Origin of the sequence: Brachybacterium sp. J144 (assembly GCF_036321705.1) — a bacterium.
Taxonomy (GTDB): Bacteria; Actinomycetota; Actinomycetes; order Actinomycetales; family Dermabacteraceae; genus Brachybacterium.
The window spans coordinates 110,636-131,277 of the sequence record NZ_JAZDCG010000004.1 but is presented as its reverse complement, the minus strand read 5'-3'; the positions used below and the strand labels follow the sequence as shown (position 1 = coordinate 131,277).

Genomic DNA, 20,642 nt, shown 5'->3' with positions numbered 1-20,642 from the left:
ACCCGGTGAGTCTAGCAACTGCTCACCGGCGATGGCGACGCGAGCGGGTCGCGCGACCGAGGAGGGAGACGGAGGTCACCGCGGCAGCGGCAGCTGGGCGCCGTGGAGCACGGCCGAGGGGTCCGCGGCGATGCCGAGGCCGCTGGGCGCGGCGCCGGAGCGGACCAGCAGGTCGCCGACGGCGGCGATCATCGCTCCGTTGTCCGTGCACAGTCGGATCGGCGGGATGCGCAGCGAGATGCCCTCGGCGTCGCAGCGCTCCTGGGCGGCGGCGCGGAGCCGGGCGTTGGCGGCGACCCCGCCGACGATCACGAGGGTGTCCAGGCCGCGGTCCTTCACGGCCCGGACCGCCTTGGTGACGAGCACGTCGACCACGGCCTGCTCGAAGGAGGCCGCGACATCGGCCACGGGGACGGCCTCCCCGGCCCGCTCGAGGGTCTCGACGGTGCGGGCCACGGCGGTCTTCAGCCCGGAGAAGGAGAAGGTATAGGGCGCATCGCCCGGCCGCAGCATCGCGCGAGGGAAGGAGAAGGCGGTGGGGTCGCCCTCGAGGGCGGCGCGGGAGATCGCGGGACCCCCCGGATAGCCGAGGCCGAGGAGGCGGGAGACCTTGTCGAAGGCCTCGCCGGCGGCGTCGTCGAGGGTGTCGCCGAGGTGCTCGATGGGGTCGCGCACGAGGTCGCCCACGGCGAGGATCGAGGTGTGGCCGCCGGAGACGATCAGGATGATGCTGCGCTCCGGCAGGGGGCCGTGCTCGAGGGTGTCGGCGGCTGCGTGGCCAGCGAGGTGGTGGACGCCGTAGAGCGGGCGGTCGAGCGCCCAGGCGACGGACTTCGCGGCGGCGAGCCCCACGTGCACGGCGGTGGCGAGTCCCGGCCCCGAGGTGACGGCCACATGGGTCACGTCACCGAGCTGGACGCCGGCATCCTCCAGGGCGAGGTGGAGGGTGGGGACGGCGGCCTCGAGGTGGGCGCGGGCGGCGATCTCGGGGACCACTCCCCCGAACTCGGCGTGCTGGCGGGCGCTCGAGGCGAGGCCCTGGCCGAGCAGCACCCCCTCCGAGACGATTCCGAAGCCGGTCTCGTCGCAGGAAGATTCGACGCCCAGCACCACGGGCGCGCCGCGGCGGATCACCGCAGGATCGACATCGGGTTGGAGTAGTTCCCGGACTCGTCGATCTTCGCGAGGTGCAGGTGGCAGCCGGTGGAGCGGCCGGTGGAGCCGACGTAGCCGATGATGTCGCCCTGCTCGACGGTGGCACCCTCGGAGGTGTTGAAGCCCTGGAGGTGGTAGTAGCCGGTGACGATGCCGTTGCCGTGGTCGATCTTGACCCGGTTGCCGGAGGCGCTGTTGTACTCGACGGCGATGACGGTGCCGGCGGCGGAGGCCTGCACGGGGGTGCCGCAGGCGTTGCCGAAGTCGACGCCGTTGTGACCCTTGAAGTAGCCCAGCACGGGGTGGATACGGCCGCCGAAGCCTGAGGTGACGGGGCCGTCGACGGGACGGATGAAGCCGCTCTCCGAGACCGGCCCGGTGGGGGCGACCTCGGGCTCGGGCTCGGGGACCTCGATCTCGATCCCGGTCGCGTCGGTTGCGGTGTCCTCGGTCGCCTCGTCGCTCTCCGCGTCCTCGGCGGGGGCGGTGCGCTCCTCGGAGCGGGTGGAGGCGTCATCGGCCTCGCGGGTCTCCGGCGCGGCGGTCACGGCCTGGGCGACCGGCAGGGCGACGGGGGCGGGGGCGGCGGCCTCGACGGGGGCGACCTCGGCGAGCTGCGCGGCGGTGTCGACGCTGTCGGCACCGGGCTCGTCGATGCCGGCCGCGGCGGCGGCGAGGGGGGCGGCGATGGTGGCGGTGGCGAGGACGCCGAGCACGCCGGCCTTCATCATCCCCGCGGGGAGGGCCGCGTCGCGGTGGGTGCCTCCGGTAGCCCGGAGCTTGCGCACCGTAGCGCGTCCTGCTGCGCGGTGATTCGCCACGTCTCGACCTGCTTCCTCAACGACCGTACTGATTCCGTGTTCTCGCGTCTGTCCCGGGACGCAGGACAGGGGAAGTACGCGTCGCCGAACAACCGCATTCACGCTACGGGGCATCCCGGGCGAGAGACGAGCACGTCAACCGGCTCATTGCCAAGTTTTTGCCGTCACGCCCCGAAGTGGGGGAAGTCTTGACGAGCCCGGTCGCGAGGAGCACGTCCCGTGACCTTCGCGCCCGGTCGCGGGGGACCCGGCTCACAGTGCGGGGCCGCTCCGCGGGTGCCTCCCGATTCCGAGGCGACGTGGAGGGCCCCGGTCTAGAGTGTCGGCATGTCGACCCCTGAGCAGGCCGCTCCCACCAGCAGCTCCACCGCGTCCGCGCCGGTGCGCGTCGTCGTGATCGAGGACGAGCCGACCATCACCCGGGCCATCGCGGACCGACTCACCGCGGAGGGCTGGGAGGTCTCGACCGCCGGTGACGGCCCCTCGGGCGTGCGCGCGGTCGCGGAGATGCGGCCCGACGTGGTCGTGCTCGACGTGATGCTCCCCGGCTTCGACGGGCTCGAGGTCTGCCGTCGGATCCAGGCCGATGAGCCGGTCCCGGTGCTGATGCTCACCGCGCGCGACGACGAGACGGACATGCTCGTGGGCCTCGGGGTCGGCGCCGACGACTACATGACCAAGCCCTTCTCCATCCGGGAGCTGGTGGCCCGGCTGAAGGCGCTGCTGCGCCGGGTGCGGCGGACCGCCCCGGTCGCCCCGAGTGAGCAGGAGAAACAGGTCGCCCTGCAGATCGGCGATCTGGTGATCGACCGTGCGGGCCGACGGGTGATGCGCGCGGGCGTCCCGGCGCACCTGACCCCCACCGAGTTCGACCTGCTGTTGTGCCTCGCCAACGCTCCCGGCACGGTCCTGACCCGGGAGCAGCTGCTCGCGGACGTCTGGGACTGGGTCGACGCGACGGGCACCCGCACCGTCGACTCGCACGTCAAGGCATTGCGCCGGAAGCTCGGCGCGGATCTGGTGCGCACCGTGCACGGCGTCGGCTATGCGCTCGAGATCCCCGAGGAGGACGATCCCGAGCAGCCCGCCCCCGCCGGGGACGGCGCCTCCTCCCCCGCCGCCGGGGCGGACCCCCGCTCCACCTCATGACTCCCGCCGCATGAGCGGTCTCGCCGCGCCGGGGCCGGAGGCGCAGCCGCCCGGCGCCCCGGTCCGCACAGTCCACGCGGACACCCCGCTCCGCCCCGCCCGAGGGAATCGACGTCGCGTCCCGGACCGGCTCGACGTGCGGCCGCTGGACAGCGTCCGCTCCTTCAAGGTGAAGCTCGGGGTGCTCGTCGCCCTCGTGGTGACGCTCGCCGCGCTGCTCACCCAGGTGTCGATCCGGGCCGGCATCGAGCCGTTGCTCGCCCTGCCGCTGGTCGTGCTCATCGCCCTGGTCTTCACCCAGGTCCTGGCCCGCGGCATGACCTCCCCCCTGCGGGAGATGACCCGGGCGGCGCAGGCGATGGCCCGCGGCGACTACACGCAGAGCGTCCGCACCACGAGCCGGGACGAGGTCGGCCAGCTGGCCTCGGCCTTCTCCGCCATGGCCGCGGAGCTCGAACAGACCGACCGCATGCGCCGGGACCTGGTCGCGAACGTCTCCCACGAGCTGCGCACCCCGGTCGCCGGTCTGCGGGCCCAGCTCGAGAACCTCGTCGACGGGGTCACCGAACCCGACCCGGCCGCGCTCTCCGTCGCCCTGTCGGAGACCGAGCGGCTCTCCCTGCTCGTGGACCACCTGCTCGACCTCTCCCGGCTCGACGCCGGCGTGATCGACCTCGATCTCGAGGAGATCGAGCTGACCCCCTTCCTGCACGAGGTGGTCGATTCCGCCGCGCTCGCGTCCGGGGGACGCGATGTGCGCTGGACCGTCGAGGTGGAACCTCCGGACCTGCGGGTCCTCGCCGATGCCGCCCGCGTGCACCAGGTGATCCACAACCTGCTGGAGAACGCCGCGCGGCACTCGCCCGCAGGGGGTCGGATCCGCGTCGGCGCCGCGCGCACCGCGGCCGACGACGGGGTGCTGATCGACGTGCACGACGAAGGGCCCGGCATCGCGCGCGAGGACCGCGACCGCGTGTTTGAGCGTTTCCAGCGCGGAGGGCGCTCGGATTCCTCCGGCGGGACCGGGCTGGGCCTCGCGATCGCCCGCTGGGCCGTGGGACTGCACGGCGGCACGATCGAGGTCCTCGACGACCCGCGCAGCGAGGCCGCGGAGGACGGCCGCTCCTCCCTGATCCGCGTCGTCCTGCCCGACGACCCGACGTGATCGCGCCCACGTGACGACCCCCACCCCGCAGGCCGTCGGCAGGCCCTCCGTGCGCACCACCTGGTCGCGCCCGCTCCGTTAGGCTGGACGCATCCGTACCGCTCGATTCGAGAAGGCTGGCGATCTCAGAGTGTCACAGCAGACACACGGCTCCGGAACCCCGGAGTTCGGCCCCAATCAATGGCTCGTGGATGCACTGCGCGACCAATGGGCGGAGGATCCCTCGAGCGTGGACCCCAGTTGGGCGGAGCACTTCGCCGCCACGGGTCCGTCGTCTCCCGTGAGCTCCTCCCCCACGGCATCGGCCCCTGCAGCGTCGCAGGAGCCGACCGGGACCGGCGCTGACGGCGCGGCCCCCACCACCGCGACGTCCGCCGCTGCGACCTCCGTCCCGGAGGATCACGACGCCGCGGCCCCTGCCGGGACGGCACCGGCCGACCCGCACCCCGCTGACTCACCTCCCGCCGACGCGACTCCCGCCGATCCGGCCCCGGCGACGCCCGCGCCGGCCACCACCCCCACCGCGAAGGACCCCGCCCCCGTGAACCCTTCCCCCGCGACCCCGGCCGTCTCGACCACCTCGGACCGCCCCGCGAAGGTCCCCACGACCACCGCGCAGATCCCGGCCGTCGAGGTGCGCGAGCCCACTGCCGTGAAGCTGCGCGGCCCCGCGGCCGCCGTGGTGCGGAACATGGACGAGTCGCTCACCGTGCCGACCGCGACCTCCGTGCGCGACGTGCCGGTCAAGCTGCTCTTCGACAACCGGATCGTCATCAACAATCACCTCAAGCGCAATCGCGCCGGGAAGGTGTCCTTCACCCACCTCATCGGCTGGGCGATGATCGAGTCGATCACCGAGATCACCGACATGAACAACGGCTTCTCGGTCGACGAGAAGGGCAAGCCGCTCCTCCTCCAGCGCGAGGACGTGAACTTCGGCCTGGCGATCGACATGCCCCGGCCGGACGGCTCCCGTGGGCTCGTGGTCCCCAACATCAAGGCCGCGCAGCGCTTCGACTTCCAGGGCTTCTGGAAGGCGTACGAGGAGGTCGTGCGCAAGGCTCGCGCCGGCAAGCTGACCATGGAGGACTTCACCGGGACGACGGTCTCGCTGACCAACCCCGGCGGCATCGGCACCGTCCACTCGATCCCGCGCCTCATGCAGGGCCAGGGCGTCATCGTCGGCGTCGGCGCGATGGACTACCCCGCGCAGTTCCAGGGCGCGAGCCCCGCGACCCTCGCCGAGCTCGCGGTCTCCAAGGTCATGACCCTGACCTCGACCTACGACCACCGCATCATCCAGGGCGCCGCCTCGGGCGAGTTCCTCAAGCGGATGAGCGACAAGCTGCTGGGCAAGGACGGCTTCTACGACCGCGTCTTCGCCTCGCTGCGGCTGCCCTACCAGCCCATCCGCTGGGTGCCGGACAACCCCTTCAAGGACTCGAAGTCCGAGCGCCTCGCCCGCGTCATGGACCTCATCCACTCCTTCCGCGTGCGCGGCCACCTCATGGCCGACACCGATCCGCTGCGCTACAAGGTCCGCAGCCATCCCGATCTCGAGGTCGAGACCTACGGGCTCACCCTCTGGGACCTCGACCGCACCTGGCCTACCCGCGGCCTCGGCGGCAAGGAGGAGATGACCCTCCGCGACATCCTCGGCGTGCTGCGCGATGCCTACTGCCGGTCCATCGGCGTGGAGTACATGCACATCTCCGATCCGGAGGAGAGGGCCTGGCTGCAGCGGGAGATGGAGACCCCGCGGCGCGCCTTCGACAAGGCCGAGCACACGCACATCATGGACCGCCTCAACGCCGCGGAGGCGTTCGAGACCTTCCTGCAGACCAAGTTCGTGGGCCAGAAGCGCTTCTCCCTCGAAGGCGGCGAGTCGGTCATCCCGATGCTCGACGCGGTCCTCCACGGCGCCGCGCACGAGGGCATCGACGAGGTGTGCATCGGCATGTCGCACCGCGGCCGCCTCAACGTGCTCTCGAACCTCGCCGGGAAGAGCTACGGCCAGATCTTCCAGGAGTTCGAGGGCAACTTCGGCCAGACCCTGGGCTCGGGCGACGTCAAGTACCACCTGGGCACGGAGGGGACCTACACCTCGCACGACGGCGAGACCACCAAGGTCTACCTCGCCGCGAACCCCTCGCACCTCGAGGCCGTCAACCCCGTGCTCGAGGGCATCGTGCGCGCCAAGCAGGACCGCCTCGAACGGCCGGAGGAGTTCCCGGTGCTGCCCGTGCTGGTCCACGGCGATGCGGCCTTTGCGGGCCAGGGCGTGGTCACCGAGACGCTGAACCTCTCGGAGCTGCGCGGCTACCGCACCGGCGGCACGATCCACGTGATCATCAACAACCAGATCGGGTTCACCACCCTGCCCGACTCGTCGCGCTCCTCGTACTACTCGACGGACGTCGCGAAGTCGACACAGCTGCCGATCTTCCACGTCAACGGCGATGACCCCGAGGCCTGCGTGCGCGTCGCCGAGATCGCCTTCCGGTACCGCCAGAAGTTCCACCGCGACGTGGTCATCGACATGGTCTGCTACCGCCGCCGCGGTCACAACGAGGGTGACGACCCCTCGATGACCCAGCCGGAAATGTACCGCCTGATCCAGGAGAAGCCCTCCACGCGCAAGCTGTACATGGAGGCCCTGATCGAGCGCGGCGATCTCACCGAGGAGGAGACCGAGGGCCTGGTGCGCAACTTCCAGCAGCACCTCGACGAGGCCTTCGCCGCGAACCGCTCGAGCTCCGACGCGGACCCCGCGACGAGCGTGCAGGGTCTGGACCTGCCCTCCTCGCAGCGCTCCTTGGGCCCGGCGGAGCCGGTCGAGACCGCGGTCGGCCTCCCGGTCCTGCACCGCATCGGCGCGGCCCACGGCGAGGCGCCGGAGGGCTTCACCGTCCACCCCAAGCTCGCCACGGTGCTCTCGCGCCGCGAGCAGATGGCCGTCGAGGGCGGGGTGGACTGGGCCTTCGGCGAGCTGCTGGCCTTCGGCTCCCTGCTCATGGAGGGCACCCGCGTGCGCCTGGCCGGCCAGGACTCGCGCCGCGGCACCTTCGTGCAGCGTCACAGCGTGCTCATCGACCACGAGAACGGCGACACCTGGACCCCGCTGTCCTACCTGTCCGAGGATCAGGCGCGCTTCAACGTCTACGACTCCTCCCTCTCGGAGTTCGCCGCGCTCGGTTTCGAGTACGGCTACTCGGTCGAGAACCCCGAGTCCCTCGTGCTCTGGGAGGCTCAGTTCGGCGACTTCGTCAACGGCGCGCAGACCATCATCGACGAGTTCCTGTCCTCCTCGGAGCAGAAGTGGGGCCAGAACTCCTCGGTCGTGCTGCTGCTCCCGCACGGTTACGAGGGCCAGGGTCCCGACCACTCCTCCGCGCGCATCGAGCGCTTCCTGCAGCTGTGCGCCGAGGACAACATGCGCGTGGCCCGTCCCTCGACCCCGGCGAGCTACTTCCACCTGCTGCGCAAGCAGGCCCGGACGGAGCCGAAGAAGCCGCTGATCGTCTTCACCCCGAAGTCGATGCTGCGCCTGAAGGCCGCGGTCAGCCCTATCGAGGACTTCACCACCGGTACCTTCGAGCCGGTCCTGCCGGACACCACCGCGGATCCCGCCGCGGTGCGTCGTGTGCTGCTGGTCTCGGGCAAGCTCTACTGGGACCTGGTCGCGCGCCGCGAGCAGATCGGCGCCGAGGACACCGCCATCGTGCGGGTCGAGCAGCTGTACCCGCTGCCCGCCGAGCAGCTCGCCTCGATCCTCTCCGCCTACCCCGACGCGCAGCTGGTGTGGGTCCAGGACGAGCCGGAGAACCAGGGCGCCTGGGGGTTCATGGCCATGAACTTCGCTGTCTCCGTCGGCCGCACGCTGAAGGTCGTCGCCCGTCCCGCCTCGGCGTCGCCGGCAACCGGCTCCACCTCGACCCACAAGCGCGAGCAGGAGGAACTGCTCGTGCGGGCCTTCGAGTCCTGAGCCGACGGCGGGCTGCGGCGAGGGTTCGCCCCTCGCCGCGGCCCGCCGTTACAGTGGTCGTCCCCATCCCCACCCCTGGAGGTCTCGGTGCAGTCCGTGCCCACGCAGTCCGCTCCGTCCGCGGAGTCCCGGATCCGTCTGATCGCCCTCGGCGACGAGCTGCTCGCCGGCGTAGGGGACGCCCGCGTGCTCGGCTGGCTCGGTCGGGCCGTGGCCAGCGAGCAGGGAGCGGACAACCGGGTGGACGTCTTCACCGCGGCCCTGCCGGGCGAGACGTCCGCCGCGCTCGCGGAGCGGTGGGACGAGGAGGTGCGGCTGCGCACCGACGCCGAGGCACAGGCCGACGGCAGCATCGAGCACAAGGTGGTCCTGGCCCTCGGCCGTGCGGACGTCGCCTCCGGCCTGTCCCTGGCCCGCTCCCGGCTAAACCTTGCCAAGGTCCTCGACGGCCTCGAGCGGCTGCGCGTCCCGGTGTTCGTGGTCGGCCCGCCGCCGAGCCGCGATGCGGGCACCACCGCGGGGGTCCGCGAGCTGTCCGCCGCCTTCGAGGACGTCTGCTCGCGTCGGCGGGTGCCCTACATCGACACGGTCGGCGGGCTCTCCGGCCACGACCAGTGGGAGTCGGACATCGCGCGCTCCGGCGGCGACCACCCCGGGCAGACGGGATACGGGCTGATGGCCTGGCTCGTGCTGCACGGCGGCTTCGGGAGCTGGCTGGGCACCTCCGCGTGAGGTGCGCCCCATCGCGGGGTCGGTGAGAGACGGACCCTCGGTGCTCCGACGGCACTGTGGCACAATCGTCGGGTTACCCGGGTGAGGAAGGAGATCGTGATGAGCAAGCGAGGCCGCAAGCGCAAGTCCCGTCGCAAGAGCGGCGCGAATCACGGCAAGCGCCCCAACGCCTGACCGTGATCGCGCCCTGCGCGAGAAGACCGGAGGCTCCTCCCCATTCGGGGAGGAGCCTCCGGTCTTCTGTTGCGGGGCAGCTCGGCTCAGGGACCCGTGATCTCCCGGCGCGTGGTGGTAATGCGCACGGAGGCGGCGGTGCCGTCCGCGCGGCTGGTCACCGACACGGTGCGGCACTGGACGGCGATCCGCTCCCGCAGGGTGCTCGGGGCGCGGTCGACGCAGCTGCGGCGCACCAGCTCCTTGAGTCGGCGCAGGCGCTCGATCTCGTCATGGCACTCGACGCAGCCCGCGGCGTGGTCGAGCATACGATCGACTGTCTCGCGCGGCAGCTCGCCGTCGAGGGCCTCGGCCAGACGGTAGCGCGCCTCCCGCGCGGTCTCGGCGTCAGGCGTCGCCCCGGTGCGGTCCTCGCTCATCGTTCCTCCTCCCGATCGGCGCGGCCGGTCGTGGTCTCGTTCTCGCGCGCAGGGCGCAGGTAACCGCTGGTCACCGCATAGTCCGTCAGCTTCTCGCGCAACTGGCCGCGGCCGCGGTGGAGGCGGGACATGACAGTGCCGATGGGCGTGTCCATGATCTCCGCGATCTCCTTGTAGGCGAAGCCCTCGACATCGGCGAGGTAGACCGCCATCCGGTAGTCGTCCCGCAGCTCGCCGAGCGCCTCCTTCACGGCGGAGTCGGGCAGGTGGTCCAGCGCCTCGTTCTCCGCCGAGCGCAGGCCCAGCGAGCTGTGCGACTCGACCTCGGCCAGCTGCCAGTCCTCGACCGTGTCGGTCCACGCCTCCTTGGGGCGGCGCTGCTGCTTGCGATAGGTCGAGATGTAGTTGTTGGTCATGATCCGGTACAGCCAGGCGCGCATGTTGGTTCCGGGAGTGAAGCGGTCCGCGGCGCGGAAGGCCTTCATGAAGGTCTCCTGGACGAGGTCCTCGGCGTCATGGGGATTGCGGGTCATCCTCAGCGCGCCGCCGTAGAGGGAGTCGACGTGGGAGAGCGCCTCGGCCTCGAAGTCGAAGGGCTCCGCGGTCTCGGAGTCCGCCGTGGGCTCGGGCACCTCGGTGTGCGGGGAGTCCGGGGAGCACTGAGGTCCCTGAGAGTCGGGAGTGCCCTGAGGTCCGAGTGGATCGGAGGGAGCGGGGTAGGTCGCGTTCATCGCGTCCCAACCTACGTCAGGCAGGCCTGCGGCGCGGGCGGCCGATGGCGCGTCGCGACACGGGGAGGGCTGCGGGAGCACCGCTGCGGTCATTCCTCGTCCTCCCTCGTCCTGTCTCGTCCTGTCTCGTCCTGTCTCATCCTCACACTCAACGTCCGGGGTCCCGGGTGTGTTCCCGCTGTCCTGCGGATCACGCGTGCGCGGTAGTGTGGACCCGGCGACCGCCGACGCCGTCCGTCGGCCCTGCGGCCGCCTTCGCCCGAGAACGCCCAGAACGTGAGGACACCATGGCCCTGGTCCGCCGCATCGCCCGTCCCCTGCTCGCTGCACCCTTCATCCTCGAGGGTGTGCGCACCGCCCTGCGCCCGGAGCGGGAGATCGAGGTCTACCCGCCGGCGTTCGACGCGGCGGACGCGAGCCTCGCCAAGACCTCCCTGCCCTCCTTCGTCGACGCGCGCACCATCATCCGCGTCTCGGGTGTCGTCGCCGCCGGCGCCGGCGTGCTCTACGCGACCAACCGCAACCCGCGCCTCGCCGCCCTCGCGCTGCTCGCGACCACCTCGGTGGGCTGGGCCGGTCGCCGCAACGTGCTGCAGCTGCGCGGGGAGGAGCGGGTGACCGAGATCCAGTCGATCCTCACCGACGCGGGTCTGCTCGGCGGCCTGCTCCTCGCCGCCGTAGACCACGACGGACGTCCATCCCTCGGCTACCAGGTGAACAAGTTCGTCGAGCGCAGCCAGAAGAAGGCCGCCGCCACGCAGAAGGGCCTCGAGAAGAAGGCCGGCAAGCTCGAGGCGCAGGCTCGTGACGCGGTGCAGACCGCGCAGAAGCAGCTCGCCGACCAGAAGCGCTGACCGTGGCCTCCGAGGTGCTCTGGCGGGCTCCCGTCGCCGACGGACCCGTCGACGCCCTGGTGCGCGTTCCGGGCTCGAAGTCGCTCACCGCCCGGTGGATGGTGCTGGCCGCCGCCGCGGAGGGTCCCTCCGAGCTGCGCGGAGCGCTGGTCTCCCGCGACACCCGCCTGATGCGCGACGCCCTCGAGCGGCTCGGCGCGACCCTCGAGGTGGCCGGCGACTCGCTCCGGATCACGCCGATCCCCCCTGCCACGGTCGAGCCCGCGGAGCCGGTCGAGATCCATGCCGGCCTCGCCGGAACGGTGATGCGTTTCGTGCCGCTGCTCGCCGCGCTCCACCACGGCGACGTGCGCTTCACCGGGGACGAGGCGGCGCTGGTCCGACCGATGCACGCGGTGATCGACGCGCTGCGCCAGCAGGGGGTCGAGGTCACCGAGCACGGCGTGCCCGGGCACCTGCCGATCACCGTCCACGGCACCGGTCGGCTCGCGGGCGGTCGGATCCTGCTCGACGCCTCCGCCTCGAGCCAGTTCGTCTCCAACGCCCTGCTCGTCGGGGCGAGGGGCGAGGGGGATCTCGAGCTGGTGCACACCGGCGAGACGCTGCCCTCGCTGCCGCACATCGAGATGACCCTGGAAACCCTCCAGGCCGTCGGTATCGAGGCCGCGGCGCACCGCGACGAGCTGGGACGCCCGGTGTGGACCGTCAGCCGCGGCGACGTGCACGCCCTCGACATCACCGTCGAGCCCGACCTCTCCAATGCGGGTCCCTTCCTCGCCGCGGCCCTCGTGACCGGCGGGACCATCTCGATCGACGAATGGCCCCGCTCGACCACCCAGCCCGGCGATGCCTACCGCGACCTGCTCACCCGCATGGGCGGCGAGGTGTTCCGCGAGGGCCGGGCGATGACGCTGCGCGGAGGCGGGGCGATCCACGGGCTCGAGGCGGACATGTCGGCCGTCGGCGAGCTCGTGCCCACCATCGCGGCCCTCGCGGCCCTCGCCGACTCGCCCTCCCGGATCACCGGGGTCGCGCATCTGCGCGGTCACGAGACCGACCGGCTGCGGGCTCTCGCCACCGAGCTGACCAAGATCGGGGCGCACACCGTCGAGCTCGAGGACGGGCTGGAGATCACCCCGGGCCCGCTGCGCGGCGACGTCTTCGAGTCCTACGAGGACCACCGCATGGCGACCGCGGGAGCGATCATCGGGCTGCGCGTCCCGGACCTGCAGGTGGTCGACATCGCCACGACCCGCAAGACCCTCCCGGACTTCGAGGGGATGTGGCTGTCGATGCTGCACACCGAGATGCCGGCGAACGGAAACGCGTGAGCAGGTCGCGACGCGACTGGGACGAGTCCGACGTCCGCGTACGGCCGAGCCGGCGCGGCTCCCGCCCGCGGACCAAGGACCGTCCCGCCCACGCCGACGCGATCACCGCGCGGGTGGTGTCGGTGGACCGCGGCCGCTGGCGGACCGTGGTCGAGGACGGCCCCGACGCGCCGCGCGAGGTCACGGCCATGAGGGCGCGGGAGCTCGGCCGCTCCCCCGTCGTCCCCGGCGATCTGGTGGGGCTCGTCGGCGACACCTCCGGCCGGGACGGCAGCCTCGCCCGAATCGTGCGGATCCAGGAGCGCTCCTCCTTCCTGCGCCGCTCCGCGGACGACGACGACCCCACCGAGCGGCCCCTGGTCGCGAACGTGGACCTGATGGTGATGGTGACCGCGCTGGCCGACCCCGAGCCGCGCGGCGGCATGATCGACCGCTGCCTCGTCGCCGCGTACGTCGCCGGGATCGATGCCCTGCTGGTGCTCACCAAGGCGGACCTGCGCTCGCCCGACGACTTCCTCACCACCTACGCCCCGCTCGGCCTCGAGCACGTGGTGACCGAGCGCACCGCCGCGGGCGGGATCGACGGGCTCGACGCGCTGCGCGAGCGGCTCGCGGGGCGGGTCAGCGTGCTCATCGGCCATTCCGGAGTCGGCAAGTCGACGCTGCTGAACGCGCTCGTGCCCGGCACCGACCGGGCCACCGGCCACGTGAACGACGTGACCGGTCGTGGCCGGCACACCTCCTCCTCGGCGCTCGCCATGCCCCTGCCCGAGGGCGCCGGCGGCTGGGTGATCGATACCCCCGGGGTGCGCTCCTTCGGACTCGGCCACGTCGACCCCGACGAGCTGCTCGACGCCTTCGCGGACCTCGCGGACCTCGCGGAGTCCTGCCCTCGCGGCTGCACCCATCTCGAGGACGCCCCGGACTGCGCGCTCGACGAGCAGGTCGAGGCGGGCGCCGCGGGCAGCGCCGGCCCCGCCCGGCTGACCTCCTTCCGCCGGCTCGCCGTCGCGCTGCGGAAGAACGACCCCTGGGCGCTCTGAACCGTCCGCCATCGGCCGCTCGGAGCTCTCCCGCTCCCGCCCGGAGGACGCCTCGGCGCCGCCGCCCCCGCGTCGCTCCCGGTCACCGCGGGGTCCTCCCCCTAGGCTGAGCCCCATGTCCAGCCGTTACGCCGATGACCTGCGCCTGGCCCACGTGCTCGCCGATGCCGTGGACCAGCTGACGATGTCCCGCTTCAAGGCGCAGGACCTCGAGGTCTCCACCAAGCCGGACCTCACCGAGGTCACCGATGCCGATCGCGCCGCCGAGCAGCTGGTGCGCGCCCAGCTCTCCCGTTCCCGCTCCCGCGACCAGGTGATCGGGGAGGAGTTCGGCTCGACCGGGTCCTCGCCGCGGCAGTGGGTGATCGACCCCATCGACGGGACCGCGAACTTCGTGCGCGGCGTGCCCGTCTGGGCGACGCTCATCGGGCTCATCGAGGAGGGCCGCCCCGTCGTGGGTCTGGTCTCCGCGCCGTCCCTCGGGCGCCGCTGGTGGGGCGGGACGGACGCCGGGGCCTGGACCGGCTCCCGGCTGAGCAGCGCGACGCGGCTGCAGGTCTCGGGCGTGGACCGCATCGAGGAGGCCTCGCTGTCCTACTCGTCGCTGCACGGCTGGGCCGAGCGCGAGCGGCTGCGGGAGATGCTGAACCTCATGCAGCGCTTCTGGCGCACCCGCGCCTACGGCGACTTCTGGTCCTACATGCTCGTCGCCGAGGGAGCCGTGGACGTCGCCTGCGAGCCCGAGCTGGCCCTGCACGACATGGCCGCGCTGGTGCCGATCGTGACCGAGGCGGGCGGCCGCTTCACCTCCCTCGAGGGCGAGCCGGGCTGCTTCGGCGGCAGCGCGGTCGCGAGCAACGGTCTGCTCCACGAGGACGTCCTCGCCGCGCTCACCGGCGAGGACTGAGCGCCCCGAGTCGCCCCGGGTCTGCTCCCGGACGCGCCCACTGAACGATCCGCCCCCGAACGCACAGCGTCCCGGCCCCCACGACGGGGACCGGGACGCTGCGTCGTTCCGCGGGAACTGCTCCCGCGGGCGGGATCAGCGGCGCAGACGGGCGCGGAGGGCGAAGGCGCCGCCGCCCAGCGCGGTCAGGCCGAGCGCCCCGGCGACCAGCGCCACGACGCCCTGGGCGCCGGTGCGGGCAAGAGCACCCGGACGGGAGCCGTCAGCCGACTGCTCGGATCCGGTGCCTCCATTGCTGGAGCCGCCGGTGCCGCCAGCTGCATTGTCGTCGGAGCCGTCGGAGCCGCCGTCGCTCGCCCCCGGGGTGGTGGGCTCCTCGGCGGGAGCGGTCGGCTCCTGCGTCGGCTCGGTCGGCTGCTCGGTGGGCTCCGACGGCTCCGTGGGCTGCTCGTCATCGTCGTCCGAGGGTGCCTCGGCCTGCACACCCTCCGGGCCGACGAAGCCGGCGCGGGCGAAGAGGGTCTCGCCGTTCGCGTCGTCGAGCGCGTCGTTGTCGGTGACGACGTAGACCTCGCCCGACGCGGCGACCGCGAGGCTCTCGACCTTCTCCTGGGTCCAGCCGTTCGTGGACTCGAGCAGCGGCAGCAGGTCGTAGCGCTCGCCGACGGTCTCTGCGAGGGGCAGCGCCTCACCGGCGGCCGCCCCCTCACCCGGCAGGGTGACGGTGACGACGGACTTCAGCGCGGCGTCGGGCCCGTTCAGGGAGTCCCGCTCGACCAGGGCGAAGCGGCCGTCGCCGAGGTCCGCGATGGCGGAGAGCCCGATCCTGTCGCCGTCCACCGCGGTGGTCTGGAGCTCGTAGCCCCAGTAGCTCCAGGTGCCGGCCTCGAGGTCGTAGCGGGCGATGCGCGCGGTGTTCTCCGGGTCGCCGTCGACGACGCCCTGGATCACGGCGTACAGGGCCGCGCCGTCCTCGGCGATGGTGACGCCCTCGAAGCCGCGGCTCGCGAGGCCGTCCGCCACGTCCTCGGGCAGCAGCACGGTCTCGAGGACCTGTCCGTCGGCGTCGACGTGCATCAGCGAGTTCTGGATCTCCCAGGTGCCGTCGTCCTCGCGGGCGCCCTCAGAGGCGACCCAGAAGGTGCCGTCGGCGAGGGCGGTGACGCCCTCCAGATCGGACTCGAGCGGGGAGCCGTCCTCGCCGGTCAGCGCGATCCGCTCGCGGATCACGGCCGGGGTCGCGGAGGCGTCGATGCGGAAGATCGCGGAGGTGGTATAGCCCGAGTCGCTGACGGAGACGAACTCGCCCTCGGCGCCGGGCACTGCGGACATGTCGCTGAGCGCGCCCCAGGTGATCGGCAGGCCGTCGGCGTCGGGGCCGGAGACGATCGTGCGGTCCTCGTCGGTCGCGGCGCCGAGCTCGTAGACCTGGACGGTGGCGCGCACGCCGGCCTCCGCGTCGTCCTCCTCGGAGGAGACGACCAGCAGGTTCCGCTCCGGGATGGGCAGCAGGCCCTCGGGGCCGGGGGTCGAGGACAGCGCCTGCTGATACACGGGGGCCGACGGGTCGGTCACGTCGTAGACCGCGACGAAATTGCCGCGCTCGGAGCCGACGAAGGCGAGGGTGCGGTCGCCGTAGCGGGCGACGGCGATGCCTTCGGGCTCGGTGCCCTTGGCGTCGGAGCGCTTCTCCGGGTACTGGCCGATCTCGACCGCGAGGTGGTCCATCTGCGAGCCCGAGTTCCAGGTGACCTCGCCGGTGGTGACGTCGAAGATGGTCCAGGTGCGCGAGCCGCCGAGCCAGTCGCCCTCGTCGGCGGTCGCGACATGGGTGTCGTCGATCCAGGCGATCGCGTCGGGCTCGCGCTCCTCGGTGATCGTCTCGGTCAGGGTGATGTCGCCGTCCTCCTCGATGTCCACGTTCTCGACGGTCGAGGAGCCGGCGAAGAAGGACGTGAGGACCTCGCCGGAGGCGACGTCGATGACGGCCAGGGCGTTGTTCTCCTGGAGTGTCACGACCACGCGGGAGTCGTCGGGGCTGACCTTCACGTACTCGGGCTCGGCGTCCTCCGCGGCGGTGAGGCCGGGGAGCCCCGCGAGCTCGATCCGCTCCACGTCCCAGCCCTCGACGTCACCGGAGAGGTCGAGGTGAGCGAGCCAGCCGGTGGGCTGCTGCGGGATGTCGCCCTCCTCGAGGCCCTCGGGGGTGAACTCCTCGTCGCGCTGGTTCTCGATCGCGATGTACGCGTCGGAGCCGGTGGAGGTGATGTCGATCGAGTCGGGCTGCCCGCCGAGCTCGATGGTGCGGATCACCTCGTGGGTGTCGGCGTCGAGCACGGACACGTGACCCGAGGGGTCGGTGAACTCGCCGTCGGTGGTGTCCACGACGATGAGCACGTAGTCCTCGAGGGCGTAGACCGAGGTGGGCTCCCCCTCGACGTCCACGCCGCCGAGGGGGCGGGGGTTCGACGGGTCGGAGATGTCGGTGATGCCCACGCGGCCGCCGCCGGCGTCGGTCGAGTACACGGTCATCCCGTCGGGGCTCACCGACGAGATCTCGGCGACCGCCGACGCGGAGACGTCGGAGTTCGCGTACGCCGGCAGGGTCGCGACGCGGGTGAAGTACGGGTCCTCGCCGTGGGACTCGCCTGGGGCGGCGAGGGCGGGGAGCATGAGCGCGCCGGTCAGACCGATCGCGCCGCACGCGGCGAGGGCGCCGAGGCGGGCGATCACGGGACGCGGTGCACGGGAGGTGCGGGACATGGGCAGGCCTTTCTGCAGGGTCCACCGGCCCTCGCGCGAGCGCACTGGGGGCGGGAGGGGCGCGAGCGCGCACCGTCGGACGGCGAGGAGGAACGTCGAGAAGCCCATCACCTCACTGTGACGAGAAGGTGAACGGCGTCCATCGGGACCGGCGCGGCGACGTGTCCGGCGCGGCCTCGCTACGATGAGCGGACCCAGCGTCGCGAGGAGGTCGGGAGAAACCCTGCCCTCTCGCGCGCCCGTTCCCGGACTCTCGGAGGATTCGCCTCATGACCGTCAAGCGCGTCGCACTGCTCACCGCCGGGGGCTACGCCCCGTGCCTGTCCTCCGCCGTCGGCGGCCTCATCGAGCGGTACAACGAGCTGGTGCCGGACGTCGAGATCATCGCCTACAAGCACGGCTACTGGGGGCTGCTCTCCGACGAGAAGATCGTCGTCGATGAGACGGTCCGCGCGAAGGCCGGCCTGCTGCACGACTTCGGCGGCTCCCCCATCGGCAACTCGCGCGTGAAGCTCACCAACTCCGCGGACCTCGTCAAGCGCGGTCTGATCGCCGAGGGCGAGAACGCTCTCGAGGTCGCCGCGAAGAAGCTCCAGGCCGACGGGGTGGACGTGCTGCACACCATCGGCGGCGACGACACCAACACCACCGCCGCGGATCTCGCGAAGTACCTCGCGGACAACGACTACCCGCTCCAGGTCGTGGGTCTGCCCAAGACCATCGACAACGACATCGTGCCGATCCGTCAGTCCCTCGGTGCGATGTCCGCCGCGGAGCAGACCAGCATCTTCGCGCAGAACATCATCGCCGAGCACGGCTCGAACCCGCGCATGCTGATCGTCCACGAGATCATGGGCCGCGCCTGCGGTTATCTCACCGCCCAGGCCGCCGCCTACTACCAGGATTGGCACGCGAAGCAGGAGTGGCTGCCCGAGATCGGCCTCGCCCCGGAGAAGTGGGACGTGCACGCCGTGTTCCTGCCCGAGCTGGCGCTCGACATCGAAGCCGAGGCGGCGCGCCTGCGCACCGTCATGGACGAGGTGGGCAACGTGAACATCTTCCTGTCCGAGGGCGCGGGCATCCCCGAGATCGTCGCCGAGATGCAGGCCCGCGGCGAGGAGCCGGAGAAGGACCCCTTCGGCCACGTCAAGATCGACACCATCAACCCCGGCCAGTGGTTCGCGAAGCAGTTCGCCGAGAAGCTCGGCGCCGAGAAGGTCATGGTCCAGAAGTCCGGCTACTTCTCGCGGTCGGCGAAGGCCAACCCCGAGGACCTGCGCCTGATCAAGTCGATGACCGACCTGGCCGTGCAGGTCGCCCTCGAGGGCGGCTCGGGCCTCATCGGCCACGACGAGGAGCGCGGCAACGTGCTGCGCGCCGTCGAGTTCGAGCGGGTCGCCGGTCACAAGGCCTTCGACATCGAGCAGCCCTGGTTCGCGGACGTCATGGAGCGCACCGGCCAGACGATCACCCCCGCAGCCGCCCACTGACCCGACCCGCGGGACGGGAGGAGGAGCCGATGAGCACCGCTGGATCACCCCTCCCCCGTCCCCGCGTGCGGACCTGGCGCCGCAGCCTGCGCGCGCTCGCCCACAGCGGGCGGGCGCGCGCTCTCGCGTTCCAGGAGCGGGAGGAGCGGAGCACGGGGTTGGCGGATCCGCCGCCCGGCCCGCGCGCCGTCGGATGGCGGCGGGACAGCGGCCCGCTGGACTCCCCTCGGCCCCTCCGCCCCCAGCAGGGGCAGCTCGGCGACTGCTGGGTGATCGCCTCGATGCTCGCGATCCACGAGACCGCACCCGAGCGCCTCACGGACCTGCTCACGGTGCAGGAGGACGGCCGGGTCGCGGTGCGCCTGCCCGCCGTGGCCGAGCCGATCGTGGTGGATCGACGGATGCCGGTCGGCGCCGACGGCACCTTTCTCTACGCACGCCGCGAAGGCGCGAACCCGGGCTGGGCCGGAGTGCTCGAGAAGGCCGTGGCGGTACACGTCGCAGGCGGGTACGGGATGCTGCAGCGCGGTTTCGCCCGCTTCGGCCTCGAGCTGCTGCTCGGGGAGCGGGTGCGCACGCAGCTGCGGCTCCCCTCGGCCGAGCAGATCCTCGCGTGCCGGGAGGAGGGCCGGGCGATCGCCGCGTCGACCCATCCGCTGAGTGCGCGGGTCGGGACCGCTCAGGGTCCGCTGCCGCCCAGCCACGTCTTCGCCGTGGTCGGCGCCGACGCCACGACCGGCCACGTGCTGCTGCGCAATCCGGTGCGGCCCGGTCGGGTGCTGCGCATCGACGCGCGCACCTTCCGCCGGGGTTTCCTCTCCGTGGACGTCACCGGCCCGCTGCGCTGAGCAGCGGGCGGGTGAGCGTCAGCGCGAGCGGGCGAGGGTGTGGTCGACGGTGCGGAACACGTCCAGCCACGCATCCGCGAGCAGGCGGTGGCCCGCTATCGTCGGGTGCACGCCGTCCTCGGCGATGCTCGCCGGCGTGTGCCCGACGGTCCACGCCTCCTCGAGCACCGCCTCGAGATCCACGATCGCGGCCCCGAACTCCTTGCCGAGGGCGCGGATGATCGCGACCTTCTTGTCGAGTTCCCCGTGATACCCGGCCTTCTCCTCGTCGACATCGGCGACGAAGGGCACCACGAGCAGCACCGGGACGCCCGGGCGGGTCGCCGAGAGCTGGTCGAGCAGGAAGCGGTAGTCCCGCTCGAAGTCCGCGTCGCTGACGCCGTCGCCGCTTGTGAAGCCGTGCCACACGTCGTTGACGCCCACGTAGATCGTCACGACGTCCGGGTTCAGGTCGAGGCAGTCCGCGTCGAAGCGGGCCCGGAGGTCGCGGGCCTTGTTTCCGCTGATGCCGCGATTGATCACGGTGGCCGTCGGCTCATGGGCCGCGAAGTGCTCGGCGAGGAGGCGGACGTAGCCAAAGCCGAGACCCGCCGGATCCTCGGCGCGAGCGCAGTCGGTGATGGAGTCCCCGATGAACAGGAGGGTGCGAGGCGTGGGCGCGGACGTCGTGGTCATGCGCACATCCTGCCATCGGGGGGACGCGACGGTGAGCGACCCGCCGACCCCCACCTGGCCCTGGGCCCCGCCGACTGGATGTTCCCCGTTTGACCCCGGGGTCCCGTCGCGCTGTAGCGGCGCCTCAGGAAGCATCCTGCACCGAACATGCTCCCTCAGACGCCGTGGAGCGGCTCTGGGGGCACAGCAAAAGACCCCTCCTCAGCATTTCTGCTGAGAAGGGGCCTTACTCGTAGCGGGGGCAGGATTTGAACCTACGACCTCCGGGTTATGAGCCCGGCGAGCTACCGAACTGCTCCACCCCGCGGCGACATCGATAACTCTAGGACGACCCGACCGCCGAGTCCAGGCGAGACCCCTCGGACGTGTGCCATCGCACGTTCACGGGGAGTTCACCGGG

At 72.0% G+C, this 20,642-nt stretch carries 17 protein-coding genes and 1 tRNA gene; 11 read left to right on the top strand and 7 right to left on the bottom strand.

What is annotated here, in order from left to right:
- Positions 1 to 75: 75 nt before the first annotated feature.
- Entirely contained in the window at positions 76 to 1,134 is a 1,059-nt protein-coding gene (gene tsaD / locus V1260_RS02785) for a tRNA (adenosine(37)-N6)-threonylcarbamoyltransferase complex transferase subunit TsaD (RefSeq protein ID WP_329745270.1), read from the bottom strand.
- Positions 1,131 to 1,943: a M23 family metallopeptidase gene (locus V1260_RS02780; RefSeq protein ID WP_329745269.1), complete on the bottom strand. Its 813-nt coding sequence runs from the start codon at positions 1,941 to 1,943 to the stop codon at positions 1,131 to 1,133. Before V1260_RS02780 ends, tsaD begins: the two co-directional genes overlap by 4 nt.
- Before the next feature lie 360 nt (positions 1,944 to 2,303).
- Between V1260_RS02780 and V1260_RS02775 the strand changes: the two genes are divergently transcribed.
- From V1260_RS02775 to V1260_RS15810, 5 genes are all read left to right on the top strand, one after another.
- Positions 2,304 to 3,125, top strand: a complete 822-nt coding sequence (locus tag V1260_RS02775; protein ID WP_329745268.1) for a response regulator transcription factor — start codon at positions 2,304 to 2,306, stop codon at positions 3,123 to 3,125.
- 10 nt (positions 3,126 to 3,135) lie between these two features.
- Positions 3,136 to 4,290: a sensor histidine kinase gene (locus tag V1260_RS02770; RefSeq protein WP_329745267.1), complete on the top strand. Its 1,155-nt coding sequence runs from the start codon at positions 3,136 to 3,138 to the stop codon at positions 4,288 to 4,290.
- 130 nt (positions 4,291 to 4,420) lie between these two features.
- On the top strand, positions 4,421 to 8,275 hold the full coding sequence (locus V1260_RS02765; protein ID WP_329745266.1) for a multifunctional oxoglutarate decarboxylase/oxoglutarate dehydrogenase thiamine pyrophosphate-binding subunit/dihydrolipoyllysine-residue succinyltransferase subunit: 3,855 nt from the start codon (positions 4,421 to 4,423) through the stop codon (positions 8,273 to 8,275).
- A gap of 87 nt (positions 8,276 to 8,362) precedes the next feature.
- The gene (locus V1260_RS02760; RefSeq protein ID WP_329745265.1) at positions 8,363 to 9,007 is read left to right on the top strand and encodes a GDSL-type esterase/lipase family protein; all 645 of its coding nucleotides are present in this window, start codon (positions 8,363 to 8,365) and stop codon (positions 9,005 to 9,007) included.
- 99 nt (positions 9,008 to 9,106) lie between these two features.
- Complete coding sequence (locus V1260_RS15810) at positions 9,107 to 9,181, top strand: 50S ribosomal protein bL37 (RefSeq protein WP_370297284.1); 75 nt, start codon at positions 9,107 to 9,109, stop codon at positions 9,179 to 9,181.
- Positions 9,182 to 9,267: 86 nt separating this feature from the next.
- On the opposite strand, the gene V1260_RS02755 is transcribed toward V1260_RS15810, so the two are convergent.
- Both V1260_RS02755 and V1260_RS02750 read right to left on the bottom strand, forming a co-directional pair.
- Entirely contained in the window at positions 9,268 to 9,600 is a 333-nt protein-coding gene (locus V1260_RS02755; protein ID WP_329745264.1) for a zf-HC2 domain-containing protein, read from the bottom strand.
- The gene (locus V1260_RS02750) at positions 9,597 to 10,232 is read right to left on the bottom strand and encodes a sigma-70 family RNA polymerase sigma factor (protein ID WP_442878106.1); all 636 of its coding nucleotides are present in this window, start codon (positions 10,230 to 10,232) and stop codon (positions 9,597 to 9,599) included. Before V1260_RS02750 ends, V1260_RS02755 begins: the two co-directional genes overlap by 4 nt.
- A gap of 386 nt (positions 10,233 to 10,618) precedes the next feature.
- Between V1260_RS02750 and V1260_RS02745 the strand changes: the two genes are divergently transcribed.
- The 4 genes from V1260_RS02745 (at position 10,619) to V1260_RS02730 (ending at position 14,466) form a co-directional block, all read left to right on the top strand.
- Positions 10,619 to 11,185 carry a hypothetical protein gene (locus V1260_RS02745; RefSeq protein ID WP_329745262.1) on the top strand — a complete coding sequence of 189 codons (567 nt, stop codon included), beginning with the start codon at positions 10,619 to 10,621 and terminating at the stop codon, positions 11,183 to 11,185.
- A gap of 2 nt (positions 11,186 to 11,187) precedes the next feature.
- Positions 11,188 to 12,516, top strand: coding sequence for a 3-phosphoshikimate 1-carboxyvinyltransferase (gene aroA, locus V1260_RS02740; RefSeq protein ID WP_329745261.1), 1,329 nt, complete (start codon positions 11,188 to 11,190; stop codon positions 12,514 to 12,516).
- On the top strand, positions 12,513 to 13,559 hold the full coding sequence (rsgA, locus tag V1260_RS02735) for a ribosome small subunit-dependent GTPase A (RefSeq protein ID WP_329745260.1): 1,047 nt from the start codon (positions 12,513 to 12,515) through the stop codon (positions 13,557 to 13,559). Before aroA ends, rsgA begins: the two co-directional genes overlap by 4 nt.
- Before the next feature lie 115 nt (positions 13,560 to 13,674).
- Positions 13,675 to 14,466: an inositol monophosphatase family protein gene (locus V1260_RS02730; RefSeq protein WP_329745259.1), complete on the top strand. Its 792-nt coding sequence runs from the start codon at positions 13,675 to 13,677 to the stop codon at positions 14,464 to 14,466.
- Between the two features lie 135 nt (positions 14,467 to 14,601).
- On the opposite strand, the gene V1260_RS02725 is transcribed toward V1260_RS02730, so the two are convergent.
- Positions 14,602 to 17,229, bottom strand: a complete 2,628-nt coding sequence (locus V1260_RS02725; protein WP_329745258.1) for an esterase-like activity of phytase family protein — start codon at positions 17,227 to 17,229, stop codon at positions 14,602 to 14,604.
- Positions 17,230 to 17,498: 269 nt separating this feature from the next.
- On the opposite strand from V1260_RS02725, the gene V1260_RS02720 reads away from it, so the two are divergent.
- Positions 17,499 to 18,719 carry a pyrophosphate--fructose-6-phosphate 1-phosphotransferase gene (locus V1260_RS02720; RefSeq protein WP_329745257.1) on the top strand — a complete coding sequence of 407 codons (1,221 nt, stop codon included), beginning with the start codon at positions 17,499 to 17,501 and terminating at the stop codon, positions 18,717 to 18,719.
- A 29-nt stretch (positions 18,720 to 18,748) separates the two neighbouring features.
- Positions 18,749 to 19,567 carry a C2 family cysteine protease gene (locus tag V1260_RS02715; protein ID WP_329745256.1) on the top strand — a complete coding sequence of 273 codons (819 nt, stop codon included), beginning with the start codon at positions 18,749 to 18,751 and terminating at the stop codon, positions 19,565 to 19,567.
- 18 nt (positions 19,568 to 19,585) lie between these two features.
- On the opposite strand, the gene V1260_RS02710 is transcribed toward V1260_RS02715, so the two are convergent.
- The gene (locus V1260_RS02710; RefSeq protein ID WP_329745255.1) at positions 19,586 to 20,242 is read right to left on the bottom strand and encodes an SGNH/GDSL hydrolase family protein; all 657 of its coding nucleotides are present in this window, start codon (positions 20,240 to 20,242) and stop codon (positions 19,586 to 19,588) included.
- A gap of 233 nt (positions 20,243 to 20,475) precedes the next feature.
- Positions 20,476 to 20,549: transfer RNA gene (locus V1260_RS02705), tRNA-Met, on the bottom strand.
- Positions 20,550 to 20,642: the final 93 nt, after the last annotated feature.

What these genes read in the sequence shown, in the direction of transcription:
- V1260_RS02730 (WP_329745259.1), top strand. Translation starts at nt 13,675, where the DNA reads ATGTCCAGCCGTTACGCCGATGACCTGCGCCTGGCCCACGTGCTCGCC.
- V1260_RS02745 (WP_329745262.1), top strand. Translation starts at nt 10,619, where the DNA reads ATGGCCCTGGTCCGCCGCATCGCCCGTCCCCTGCTCGCTGCACCCTTC.
- V1260_RS02710 (WP_329745255.1), bottom strand. Translation starts at nt 20,242, where the DNA reads ATGACCACGACGTCCGCGCCCACGCCTCGCACCCTCCTGTTCATCGGG.
- V1260_RS02725 (WP_329745258.1), bottom strand. Translation starts at nt 17,229, where the DNA reads ATGTCCCGCACCTCCCGTGCACCGCGTCCCGTGATCGCCCGCCTCGGC.
- V1260_RS02720 (WP_329745257.1), top strand. Translation starts at nt 17,499, where the DNA reads ATGACCGTCAAGCGCGTCGCACTGCTCACCGCCGGGGGCTACGCCCCG.
- V1260_RS02755 (WP_329745264.1), bottom strand. Translation starts at nt 9,600, where the DNA reads ATGAGCGAGGACCGCACCGGGGCGACGCCTGACGCCGAGACCGCGCGG.
- V1260_RS02770 (WP_329745267.1), top strand. Translation starts at nt 3,136, where the DNA reads ATGAGCGGTCTCGCCGCGCCGGGGCCGGAGGCGCAGCCGCCCGGCGCC.
- V1260_RS02715 (WP_329745256.1), top strand. Translation starts at nt 18,749, where the DNA reads ATGAGCACCGCTGGATCACCCCTCCCCCGTCCCCGCGTGCGGACCTGG.
- V1260_RS02775 (WP_329745268.1), top strand. Translation starts at nt 2,304, where the DNA reads ATGTCGACCCCTGAGCAGGCCGCTCCCACCAGCAGCTCCACCGCGTCC.